An 11,974-nucleotide genomic window follows, 5' to 3' on the forward strand; every position below is an offset into this window, starting at 1 on the left:
GGTCACTGCCCGACCTGGTCACTGCCCGACCTGGCCGCCGCCGACCGCGCCCTGCGTGCGATCATGGCCCGCTGATGGACGTAGCCCACTCCCCCTGGCGGCCGCCGCTGATCTGGCGGATCGCGCTGCTGCTGGCCCGCGCCGTCGTCGGGTTGCTGGCCCGGCTGGAGGTCACCGGTGACATACCCGCCCGGCTGCGCGGCGGGCCGCTGATCCTGGCCGCCAACCACATCAGCCCGTTCGACCCGGTCGTGCTCGCCGCCGCCTGCCGGGCCCGCCGGGTGGCGCCGAGGATCATGGCCACCGGTGGGCTGTTCCGTGCCCCGGTGATCGGTGCCGCCATGCGCCGCGCCGGGCACATCCGCGTGGACCGGGGCACCAGCGGCGTGCATCGGGCCCTGGACGATGCCGCCGCCGCGGTCGGCGGCGGCGCCGCGATCCTGGTCTACCCGGAGGGACGCATCGGCCTGGACCCGGGCATGTGGCCCGAGCGCGGCAAGACCGGTGCCGCCCGGCTCGCCCTGGCCTGCGGCACCCCGGTCATCCCTGTCGCCCAGTGGGGCTGTCACGAGGTGCTGCCCTACCAGGCCCCCAAGGGGCTGCTGCGCGGCGTGGCCCGCGCGCTGGTGCGCCGCCCCACGGTACGGGTGCACTTCGGTGACCCGGTGGATCTCGCCGACGTGACCCCCGGCGTGCCCGGCGCCGCCCGGCGGGCCACCGACCGGATCATCGACGCCCTGACCGACACCCTCGCCCCGCTGCGGCCGGACGAACCCGACCGGCCCCGGCACGTCGACCCCGGTCGGCCGGTCGACACCAGCCGCCCGCACCGGCGCCGCCCCGCCGCCGGCTGACGTTGCCCCGGGTGGCCCTCGATCGTGGTCAGCGGCGCGGGGTCCGGATCAGCAGGCTCGCCTCGACCTCGTCCGGGCCGAGCGCGGCGTAGAGGTGGGGGGTGTCGGCGGCCCAGCGGACGTGCTCCCCCGGGCCCGCCGCCAACGGCGCGTCGACCGGCCCGACCCGGGCGTGGCCGCGGAAGACGGTGAGGTGCTCGGTCACGCCGGCCGGGTGGGCGGGCGAGACCTGGTCGACGCCGACGACGATGCGCAGGGCGAACAGCTCGTAGGTGGCGGCCGGCTCCTCGAAGACCTCCAGCAGCGTCGACACCACCGCCTCGCCGCGCACCGGTGACGCGGCCGAGGCCGGGGCGCCGCGATCCAGCGTCAGCGCGCTCATCGGCACGCCGAGCGCGGCGGCGATCGCGTAGAGGGTCTCCAGCCGGGGGTCGCGGCTGCCGTTCTCCAGCCCCGACAGCGTCGCCTTCCCCACGCCGGCCAGGCGGGCCAGTTCGGAGAGGGTCAGCCCGCGCGCGTCCCGCAGCGCGCGCAGCCGCTGGCCCACCGCCGATCCCTGCTGAGGGCTTGTCCCGTGCGTGGTCATGTCCGTATGGTTCCACCCGGCGTCCGTTCCGTTTACGGAACGGACGGGAGGGGGCGCTGATGGAGGGGGTACGACCGGTCGTCGCCGGCCTGCTGAGCGCGGTCGTGGGCTACGCGAGTTCGTTCACGCTCGTGCTCGCCGGCTTGCAGGCCGTGGGCGCCAGCCCGGCCCAGGCCGCCTCCGGCCTGCTCGTCACCTGCCTCGGCATCGGGGTCGCCGGCGCCGTGCTGACCCTGCGCCACCGGATGCCCGTCGCCGTCGCGTGGTCCACCCCGGGCGCGGCCCTGCTGGTCGGGGCCGGCCCAGTGGCCGGCGGCTTCCCGTCGGCCGTCGGCGCCTTCCTGGTCTGCGCGGCGCTGACCGTGGTCGCCGGGCTGGTGCCCTGGCTGGCGCGAGTGATCGCGGCCATCCCGCGACCGGTCGCCGGGGCGATGCTCGCCGGCATCCTGGTGCCGCTGTGCACGGCTCCGGTCCAGGCCCTGGTGGACATCCCGGTGCTGGCCGTGCCGGTCATCGTGACCTGGGCGGTGCTGCTGCGCTATGCGCGTGGCTGGGCGGTGCCGGGCGCGCTGGTCGCGGCCGTGGCGGCGAGCGCCGTGACCGGGCCGGACGCGGGTCTCGCCGACGCCACGCTGCGACCCGTCCTGGCCTGGACCGCCCCCGCCTTCGACCTCGGCGCCGTCGTCGGCATCGCGCTGCCGCTGTTCCTGGTCACCATGGCCGGCCAGAACGTCCCGGGCGCGGCGGTCCTGTCCAGCTACGGGTACCAGCCGCCGCTGCGACCCGCGCTGGTCACCACCGGTCTGGTCAGCGCGGCGGGTGCCCCGTTCGGCGGGCATCAGGTCAATCTCGCCGCCATCACCGCCGCCCTGACCGCCGGCCCCGAGGCGCACCCCGACCCGCGCCGACGCTGGATCGCCACCCTGGCCCTGGCCGGCGGCCAGGTGCTGCTCGGGCTCGGGGCGGGCGCGGCGACCGCGCTCGTGCTGCTCTCCCCACCGGTGCTGGTGATCGCCGTCGCCGGCCTGGCCCTGCTGCCCGCCCTCGGCTCGGCACTGGGTAACGCCGTGGCCGATGCGGCCATGCTGCTGCCCGCGGTGGTGACGTTCGTCGTCACCGCCTCGGGCGTCGCCGTGCTCGGCGTCGGCGCCGCGTTCTGGGGTCTGCTCGCCGGCCTGGCCACCATGCTGGTGACCCGGCAGCGGCGGTCACGGGTTACCGGATCTCGGGCCCTGCCACCGGCGTGACGGCGCGACCTGCCGCACGGCCGCGAACCGGCCGGATCGCCGACCGATGGTCATGACGTTTGCCGGCCGGTCGCCTGACGATCACCGGGGCCGGGCATACTGCGCTGCGTGCCACCGACCGTGCACCCCTACCTCGACGCTCCCGCGCCGCTGGCCTTCGCCCATCGCGGCGGCGCCGCCGACGGTGACGAGAACACCACGGCGGCCTTCGCCCGGGCCATCGACCTGGGTTACCGGTACGTCGAGACCGACGTGCACGGCACCGCCGACGGGGTGGCCGTGATGTTCCACGACGACACCCTGGAGCGGGTCACCGGGTCACGGGGGCGGGTGAGCGCGCTGCGCTGGGCCGACCTGGCCTCGGTGCGCGTGGGTGGCTCCGCCGTGGTGCCCCGCCTCGACGAGGTGCTGGACGCGTGGCCGCAGGTTCGGTTCAACATCGACGTCAAGTCCGACCGGGGCGTCGCGCCGACGGTGGCCACGGTCGCGCGGGCCGGCGCCACCGACCGGGTGCTGCTGGCCTCGTTCAGCGACGCCCGGCTGGCCCGGCTGCGGGCGCTCACCTCCGGTCGGGTCGCCACCAGCCTCGGCGTACGCGGGGTGGCCCGGCTGCGGTGGGCCTCGCTGACCGGCCGGCCGCTGCGGCTGCCGTCGTCGGTGGTGGCCGCGCAGGTGCCGGTGCGCTACGGCCGGGTGCCGGTGGTGGACCGCCGTTTCCTGCGGATGGCTCACCGGCTCGGCCTGCAGGTGCACGTCTGGACGATCGACGAACCTGCCGAGATGCACGAGTTACTTGATCTTGGTGTGGATGGCATCATGACCGACCACGTCGGCGTGCTGCGCGACGTCTACCGCAGCCGCGGCCACTGGGCCGCCTGAACAACCTGGGCGGAGGACCCCACATGGCCGAGATGGTCACCCCGGCGGCGCACGGCACCCCACCACCGTCGAGCACCCGCCGCGAGCGCACCGGCTGGTACTTCTACGACTGGGCGAACTCGGCGTTCCAGACCACTGTCATCACCGTCTTCCTCGGGCCGTTCCTGACCAGCGTGGCCAAGATCGCCGCCGGGTGCGAGCTCGGCGACGCCGACTGCACCGGGTACGTCTACCCGCTGGGCATCAAGGTGGCCGCCGGTTCGTACTACCCGTACCTGATCTCGTTGTCGGTGCTGCTGACGGTCTTCGTCCTGCCGGTGATCGGCGCGGTGGCCGACCGGTCGCTGCACAAGAAGCGGCTGCTGGCCGGCACCGCGTTCACCGGCGCCGCCGCGACCATGGGGATGATCTTCGTCACCGGCGACCGGTACCTGCTCGGTGGCGCCCTGTTCCTGGTGGCCAACATCAGCTTCGGGGCGGCGATCGTGGTCTACAACTCGTTCCTGCCGCAGCTGGGCGGGCCGGACGAACGCGACGCCATCTCCAGCCGTGGCTGGGCGCTGGGCTACCTCGGCGGCGGCCTGCTGCTGGCGCTGAACCTCGTCGCGGTGCAGTCGTTCGACAACGGCACCGCCGAACGCACCCTCGACCTGGCCCGCTGGTCCATCGTCTCCGCCGGGCTGTGGTGGGCGGCGTTCACCCTGGTGCCGCTGCGTTGGCTGCGCGAGCACCCCACCGCCGCCGCGCTCGCCGCCGGTGGCCGCGGCAACGTGCTCACCGACGGGTTCCGGCAGCTCGGCCGTACCCTGCGGGAGATCAAGGCGTACCCGCTGACGCTGTTCTTCCTGCTGGCGTTCCTGGTCTACAACGACGGCATCCAGACCGTCATCACGCTGGCCAGCCAGTACGGCACCGAGGAACTGCGGCTGGGCCAGTCCACCCTGATCGTGACGATTCTGCTGGTGCAGTTCCTCGCCTTCGGCGGCGCGCTGGGCCTGGGCGCCCTGGCCGGGCGCATCGGTGCGTGGAAGACGGTGCTGCTGAGCCTGGTGCTGTGGACCGCGGTGATCGTCGCGGCGTTCCGGCTGCCCGCCGAGGCGCCGCTGCCGTTCATGCTGCTCGGCGCGGCCATCGGCCTGGTGCTCGGCGGCAGCCAGGCGTTGAGCCGGTCGCTGTTCAGCCAGCTGATCCCCGCCGGCAAGGAGGGCGAGTACTACGGCTTCTACGAGATCAGCGACAAGGGCACCAGCTGGCTCGGCCCCCTCGCGTTCGGCCTGGTGTTCCAGCTCACCAATTCCTACCGGGTCGGCCTGGTCTCCCTGCTGATCTTCTTCGTGGTCGGGTTCCTGCTGCTGCTGGCGGTGCCGATGCGGCGGGCGATCATCGCCGCCGGCAACACCCCGCCCCGGGTGCTCTGACCCGACGGGACGCGACGTGCGACGACGGCCGGGGGTGCGATGATCGACACCACCGGCCGGACCATCCGCGCGCGGGCGGCGGCGCCGCACTAGGCTGCCGGTCCGTGACGACCGACGACGCCGTACCGCCCTGCCTGGCCCGTCCCCCGCTGCCCGCGGAGGGCGACAACCCGGCCGGGTGCGTCGCCGCCCGCGGCGTCGACGGGCGGCCGGCCCACGCCGCCGCGCTGCGGTTCTACTGGGGGCCGATGGACTGCGGCAAGTCCACGATGGCGTTGCAGATGAACTACAACCACTCCCGGCAGGGGCGGCGGGGCCTGGTGACCACCCGCATCGACCGTTCGCTCGGCCCGCAGGTGACCACCCGCATCGGGCTGGCCCACGAGGCGATCGAGGTCACCGACTCGCTCGACCTGCGCACCCTGGTCCGCGACGCGTGGGCCGACGGGGTACGCGTGGACTACCTGATCTGCGACGAGGCCAGCTTCTACTCGGTCGAGCACGTGGAACAGATGGCCGAGCTGGTCGACAGCTACGACGTCGACGTGTACGCCTTCGGCCTGGCCACCGACTTCCGCTCCTGCCTGTTTCCGGCCGCCCAGCGGCTGTTCGAACTGGCCGACTCGGTGGCCCGCATCCAGGTCGAGGTGCTCTGCTGGTGCGGCCGAGAGGGCCTGCTCAACGCCCGCGTCGCGGGCGGGCGGGTGGTCCGCGAGGGCGAACAGGTCGTCATCGGCGACACCGTCGACACCGATGACCTGCGCTACCAGGTGCTCTGCCGGCGGCACCACCGCACCGGCGACCTCGGCCCCCGCGTCGCCACCCGCCGGTAGGACCGCCCGCCACGGCGGCGCATCCGGCCACGGCAGCGCATCTCGGCACGGCGGCGCATAACGAAACGATCACCGCTGCGAACCTTTCCCCCGGGCCGGCCCCTCCTGGTGCATGACACGAAGGCAACCACGGGCCGCACCGGCCCGCGCACCGGCGGGGGTACAGGACGAATGAGGTTCGCGTTGCGGCGCGCCCGGGCCACGAAGGGACTGCTGCTGGCCGCGGCCGGGGCGGCGCTGGTGGCGACCGTCGCGCTCACCGGCCTGGCCGCGTACAACCGGGACGTCGTCGACTCCGGCACCCGCAACGTGTTGGGCGCGGCCACCGCCCAGGAACGGTCGATCCTGATCCGCGCCTCCGCCGGGCGCACCGGTGAGGCGCTGCGGGAGCGCGACACCGCGCTGCGCGACCGGATCTCCGCCGACCTGGCCGGCCTGCCCGCCCAGGTCAGCACCGCCGGCTATGCCGCCGGTCGGCAACTGCGCGGCGACACCGGCGACGCCGTCGCCGACCGCACCGGCGCCACGTACGCGTCGGTGATGTTCCTCGACGACCTGCCCGCGCACGCCCGGCTGACCTCCGGCGCGTGGCCCGAGTCCGGGGCCGGTCCGGTGCAGACCGCCCTTGCCGAGGTGGCCGCGGCGACGCTGCGGGTGGGCGTGGGCGACCGCATCCCGATCACCGACGGGCTCACCGGGCGGGTCACCGAGGTCACCGTGACGGGGGTGTTCACCCCCGTCGACCCCGACGCCGCGTACTGGCGGCTTGCGCCGGAGACGACGACCGGTTCGCTGCCGCAGGCCGCCACCTACGGCCCGCTGACGGTGACCCGGGACGACTTCGTCACCCACTTCCTGGCCAACTCCTCCGCCGGCTGGCTGATCGAGCCCGACCTCGCCGGGGTCGGCCCCGCCGCCCTGGACCGGCTGACCGGCGCCGCCACCCGGATCGCCGCCGACAGCCCGGCCGCCGCCGGGCTCGGTGACTCGGCGGTGGTCACCAGCGACCTCGTCGACCTCGTACACCGCCTGCAACGGGCCACCCTCGTCGGCCGGTCCGCCCTGGTCACCCCGATGCTGCTGGTGGTGGTCCTCGGCGGGTACGCGCTGCTGCTCGTCGCGATCCTGCTCACCGAGCACCGCCGTGGCGAGACCGCGCTGCTGCGGGCCCGGGGCGCGGCCCGCTGGCAGCTGGCCGGGCTGACCGCCCGGGAGGCGACCCTGGTCGTCCTGCCCGCCGCCGTCCTCGCCCCACCACTGGTCGCCGAGCTGCTGGGCGTGGCCGACCGGCTGTCCGGGCTCACCGCCGCCCCGGCGCACCCCGCCGCCGTACCCGACCCGATGCTCTGGCTGGTGGCCGGGGCCGCGGCCGCCGGCTGCGCGCTGGCGATGATCGGGCCGAGCCTGCGCCGCGGCGGCAGCTACGTCGCCGACCTGGCCAGCCGCTCCCGACCGAGCCGGCGCGGCATGGTGCAGCGGGCCGGGCTGGACGTCCTGCTCGTCGGCCTGGCCCTGCTCAGCTGGTACCAGCTCAGCCGGTACTCGTCCCCCCTGTCCCGCTCCACCGGCGGCGAGCTGGGCGTCGATCCGCTGCTGGCCGCCGCACCCACCCTGGGCGTGGCGGCCGGGGCGATGCTCGCCCTGCGGCTGCTGCCCCCGCTGGTCCGGTTGACGGAACGCTGGGTGGACCGCACACCGTGGACCGCCACCATGCTCGGCACCTGGCAGGCCGGCCGCCGCCCGCACGCCGGCCCCGTGCTGCTGCTGGCCCTCGCCGTGGCGGCCGGTACCCTCGCCTGGTCCCTGGCCGGCACCTCGCAACGTTCCCTGGACGACCAGGCCGCCCACCGGGTCGGCGCCGACCTGCGGTTGACCGAGACCACCGGCGCCGCCCCCGACGACCGCGCCGACCAGCTCGCCGACCTGCCAGGTACGCGGGCGGTCGTGCCGGCCTGGCGGGACACGGTGCGTCTCGGGCCCGCAGCCGAACCGGCCACCATGCTGGCCATCGCCGCCGACTCCGCCGGCCAGGTGGTGCGGCTGCGCGCCGACCTGGCCGGCGGATCCACCGACCACCTGCTCGGCGCGCTGACCGCCGAGCGGCCGGCGGCGCCGCAGACGGCCCTGCCGGCGGGCACCCGGCGGCTGACCGGGCAGCTGAGCACCCGCATCGACGGCCTCGACACCGGTGCGGCGATCCGCCACCACGCCGTGCTCACCGACGGCCGGGAAGGCTATCGGCGGGTGACCCTGGGCTCCACCGGCCGCGACGGCGAACCGCTGCGGTTCTCCGCCGCGCTGCCGAGCGACGGACCGTGGCGGCTGGTCGGCTTCACCGCCGACACCGTCGGCGGGCCGCAACTGACCTTCGACTGGCGGCTGTCGCACCTGCGCGCCGTCGCGGACACCTCCCCCGGCACGCCGGTCGACCTGGCCGCCGACGGACCGTGGCAACTGGTCGACCGCGCCGGTGCCGCCACCGAGTCGACCGCGTCCGGTGCCACCGTGACCGCCCGCTACAGCCGCGACATACAGACGGGCTGGTACGTGCGCGGATCGCCGCTGCACCTGGCGCTGTCCCGGCCGGCCGGCCCGACCCGGGTGCCGGTGGTGGCCACCCCGCAGGCGCTGGGCATGCTCCACGTGGACGTCGGGGCGCAGACCCGGCTGTTCCTGGGCGGCGCCGAGGTCGACGTCACCGTGGTCGACAGCGTGGCGGCACTGCCCGGCGACGCCGAGGACGCGGCGCTGCTGGTCGACCTGCCGTCGCTGAGCACCCGGCTCTTCCACGACCACGGCATCGTCGGATCGCCGCAGGAGTGGTGGGTGGCCGTGCACCCCGGCGAGGCGCGGCGGGTCGCCGAGACGACCACCGCGCTCGGCGACCTGCACGTGCTGGATCGCGAGGACGTCGCCGCCGACCTGGCCCGCGACCCGTTCACCGTGGGTGCCCGCGGTGCGCTCTTCGCCGCCGCCCTCGCCGCGGTGCTGCTGGCCGCGGTGGGGGTGGTGGTGGACGTCAGCGCGACGGCCCGACGCCGGGCCACCGAACTGGCCGTGCTGCACACCCTCGGTGCCGGTCATCGCCTGGTGGCCCGGTCGCTGCTGGCCGAGCAGTCGTTGCTGGCCGGCATGGGTGTGCTGGTCGGGCTCGCCGTGGGCGTCGGCGTGGCGGCGACAATGGCCCCGCTGGTCATCCTGACCTCGTCCGCCGACCGGCCCACCCCACCGCCGCTGTTGAGCGTCGACTGGCCGCCGGTGCTGGCCACCGGCGTGGGGCTGCTGGTGGTGGCGCTGGCGTTCAGCGCGGCGGTGTCGGTCGGCATGCGGCGGCGGCTGACCGCCACCCAACTCCGCACGGGAGCAGACCAGTGAGCGCGAGGAGTGAGCTTGCGAGCCCCGCAGTCGCGAACGGAAGGCGGCACCAGTGATGGTGAGGCGGATCAGGGCGTACGGCGCCCATGTGGGTCTGCTGGCGGTGCTGGGGCTGGTGGCGGCGCTGCTGGTGACGGCCGCACCCCGGCTGACCAGCGGGTACGCCGACCGGGGGTTGCGCGCCGACGTGGCCCGGTTGCCGCACCTGGTCCGCGACGTGTCCATCACCGCGCCGCGGCGCGCGCCGGCCGCCGCCGGGCAGGCCGACCTGGACCGGTACGCCGCCGCGCTGCCGCAGCCGCTGCCCGCCCTGGTGGAGCGCCGGTGGTACGCCGCTTCGTTGGACGAGGAGCAGTTGCTGGCCAGCGGCGACGAACCGCCGATGGACGGTGGCGCGCGCAAGATGTTCGGCCTGCGCGCCCAGACCGGCGTCGAGGAGGCGGCCGAGCTGACCGCCGGGCGGTGGCCGCGTACGGAGGCGGGCGGCCCGGCGGAGGTGGCGGTGTCGGAGGCGGTGGCCGAGATGCTGTCGCTGCGCCCCGGGCACCGGCTGCGGTTCACCGGGCAGGGCGGCCACGCGCTGGGGCGGCTGGTCGGGGTGTTCGCGCCGCGCGATGCCGGTGACCCGGTCTGGGACGACCTCCAGGACGCGCTGCACCCGATCGCCCCGCTGCTGGACGGCGACCCGTACATCGTGGCGGGGGTCACCGACTGGGCCGGGGTGGACGCGGTCTCCGCCGGCAGCGGCGTGGTGGCGGTGAACGGCTGGCGCTACCGCGTCGACGAGCGGCGGTTGGACACCGCGACGCTGGGAGCGGTCACCGCGGCGGTGGCCGAGACCCGCCGCACCGAATGGACGCCCGGGGCGGTCGTCCAGACGTCGTTGGACGTGGCGTTGGCCCGCTTCGCCGGGCAGCTGCACGCCGTGCGGGCCCTGCTCGCCGTCGTGCAGGCTGGCCTGACCGCGAGCCTGCTCGGGTTGATCCTGCTGGCCGCGCGGCTGGCGGTGCTGCGCCGCCGCGACGAGTTCGCGTTGCTGCGCGCCCGGGGCGCCGCCCTGCGCACCATCGGTCTGCGCACCCTGGCCGAGGCCGCACCTGTGCAACCCCTCGCCGTGCTGGTCGGCTGGCTGGTGGGCATGCGGGTGCCGGGCCGCGCCGACGGGACACCCTGGGCGGTGCTGCTGCTGGCGGTGCTCACCACGGCGGTGGTGCCGACGCTGGCCATGCTCGCGCAGCGGCGGGTCGGGGTGGTGGCCGGGCGCACCGACATGGCCCGGCAGCGCCCCTCGGTGCGGCGGCTGACCGTCGAGGCGGGGGTGCTGGTCCTGGCCGGTCTCGGTGTGGTGCTGCTGCGTCGCCGTGGCCTCGACCCGGGCGGCGGCGTCGACGTGTACCTCGCCTCGGTGCCCGTGCTGGTCGCGGTCGCCGCCGCGCTGGTGGCGATGCGGCTGCTGCCCTGGCCGCTGCGACTGGCCGGCCGGCTGGCCGCCGGCGCCCGGGGCGCGTTGCTGTTCCTCGGTGTCGCCCGCGCCGGGCGGGGGGCGCCGGTGGCGTTGGGTCCGCTGGCCGTGCTGATCGTCGCGGTCAGCACGGGCGTCTTCGGTGGGGTGGTCACCACCACGGTCGGCGCGGCCCGGGACCGGGCCGCGACGTTGACCGTGCCGGCCGACGCCTGGCTGACCGGGTACACGTTCACCCCCGACGCCGCCGACGCGCTGACCCGGGTGCCCGGGGTGCAGGCGGTGGCCCGGGTGCGGGTGGACTCCAACCGGCGGCTGCAGTCCGGGACCGGGCCGCAGGCCAGGCCGCTCGGCCAGGTGCGGGTGCTGGTGGTCGACGGCCCGGCGTTCGCCGAGGTCGTGGCGCGCAGCGGCGTCGACGTCGACGTGCCGGCGGCGCTGCGGGCCGTCACCCGGGATGACGGGCCGGTGCCGGCGATCGTCTCGCCGAGGGTCGCGGCGCTGCTCGACGACGACGCGGTGGTCGACGTCCAGGGCCGGCTGTACGGGTTCCACGTCGCCGGGGTGGCCGACGCCTTCCCCGGCGTGGGGCTGGGCACCGAGCGGTTCGTGGTGCTGCCGTGGCAGGCGCTGCCCGAGTACGCGTACACGCCGATCATCCCGAACCGGTATCTGGTCGCCGGCGACGACATCGACGAGGCGCAGCTGCTGGGGGTGGCCGACGACGAGCAGCGCCGGCGGCAGTCCGACGTGCTCGGCGCGCCGGTCACCCGCCCGCAGCTGCCGGCGACGCTGGAAACCTGGCGGGGGTACCGGCAGTCGCTGGACCGCGCCGGCGCCAACGACGTGCTGACCCTGGCGTTCGCCGCCGGCGCGGCCGGGGGAACCGCGCTGGCCGTGCTCGCCGTCGGCTTCGCGGTGGTCGCCGACGCCGCCGGGCGGGGCCGGATGCTGTCCCGGCTGCGCACGCTGGGACTGTCCGCCGGGCACGGCCGGCGGCTGCTGGTGTACGAGTTGGTGCCGCTGGTGCTGGTGGCGGCCCTGACCGGCGCGGCGGTGGGGGTGGCCCTGCCCCGGATCCTGGGGCCCACCCTCGGGCTGTCCGCGTTCGCGCCCGGGGTGCCGATCCGTGACCACCTGGATCCGCTGGTGCTGGCCTCGGTACTGGGACTGGTGGTCCTGGGACTGGTGGCGGGGCTGGCGGTGGAGAACCTGATGAACCGGCGGATGCGCCTCGGTGAGGTGCTGCGTCTGGGAGAGGAGAACCCATGAGCGAGGTCGGCGCGTTGGTGCCTCGGGACGGCACGCGACGGAGCGGGG

General features: G+C 75.6%; 8 protein-coding genes. 7 read left to right on the forward strand and 1 reads right to left on the reverse strand.

Annotated features, from left to right (window positions below; translation table 11 throughout):
• The first annotated feature begins 74 nt into the window (after window positions 1-74).
• Window positions 75-854, forward strand: coding sequence for a lysophospholipid acyltransferase family protein (locus O7615_RS28015; protein WP_278180777.1), 780 nt, complete (start codon window positions 75-77; stop codon window positions 852-854).
• Window positions 855-882: 28 nt separating this feature from the next.
• On the opposite strand, the gene O7615_RS28020 is transcribed toward O7615_RS28015, so the two are convergent.
• Window positions 883-1,440, reverse strand: a complete 558-nt coding sequence (locus tag O7615_RS28020) for a helix-turn-helix transcriptional regulator (RefSeq protein WP_278180778.1) — start codon at window positions 1,438-1,440, stop codon at window positions 883-885.
• A 59-nt stretch (window positions 1,441-1,499) separates the two neighbouring features.
• On the opposite strand from O7615_RS28020, the gene O7615_RS28025 reads away from it, so the two are divergent.
• The 6 genes from O7615_RS28025 to O7615_RS28050 all read left to right on the forward strand — a co-directional run bounded on the left by O7615_RS28025 (window position 1,500) and on the right by O7615_RS28050 (window position 11,926).
• Window positions 1,500-2,687: a benzoate/H(+) symporter BenE family transporter gene (locus tag O7615_RS28025; protein WP_278180779.1), complete on the forward strand. Its 1,188-nt coding sequence runs from the start codon at window positions 1,500-1,502 to the stop codon at window positions 2,685-2,687.
• A 108-nt stretch (window positions 2,688-2,795) separates the two neighbouring features.
• Complete coding sequence (locus tag O7615_RS28030; RefSeq protein WP_278180780.1) at window positions 2,796-3,566, forward strand: glycerophosphodiester phosphodiesterase; 771 nt, start codon at window positions 2,796-2,798, stop codon at window positions 3,564-3,566.
• 23 nt (window positions 3,567-3,589) lie between these two features.
• Window positions 3,590-4,984, forward strand: a complete 1,395-nt coding sequence (locus O7615_RS28035; protein WP_278180781.1) for an MFS transporter — start codon at window positions 3,590-3,592, stop codon at window positions 4,982-4,984.
• A 149-nt stretch (window positions 4,985-5,133) separates the two neighbouring features.
• Window positions 5,134-5,817 carry a thymidine kinase gene (locus O7615_RS28040; protein ID WP_278182260.1) on the forward strand — a complete coding sequence of 228 codons (684 nt, stop codon included), beginning with the start codon at window positions 5,134-5,136 and terminating at the stop codon, window positions 5,815-5,817.
• A gap of 171 nt (window positions 5,818-5,988) precedes the next feature.
• Window positions 5,989-9,192 (forward strand): ABC transporter permease, encoded by a 3,204-nt coding sequence (locus O7615_RS28045; protein ID WP_278180782.1) that lies wholly within the window; start codon window positions 5,989-5,991, stop codon window positions 9,190-9,192.
• A gap of 55 nt (window positions 9,193-9,247) precedes the next feature.
• The gene (locus tag O7615_RS28050) at window positions 9,248-11,926 is read left to right on the forward strand and encodes an FtsX-like permease family protein (RefSeq protein WP_278180783.1); all 2,679 of its coding nucleotides are present in this window, start codon (window positions 9,248-9,250) and stop codon (window positions 11,924-11,926) included.
• The last annotated feature ends 48 nt before the right edge of the window (window positions 11,927-11,974 follow it).

The organism is Micromonospora sp. WMMD1082 (assembly GCF_029626175.1).
Lineage (GTDB): Bacteria > Actinomycetota > Actinomycetes > Mycobacteriales > Micromonosporaceae > Micromonospora.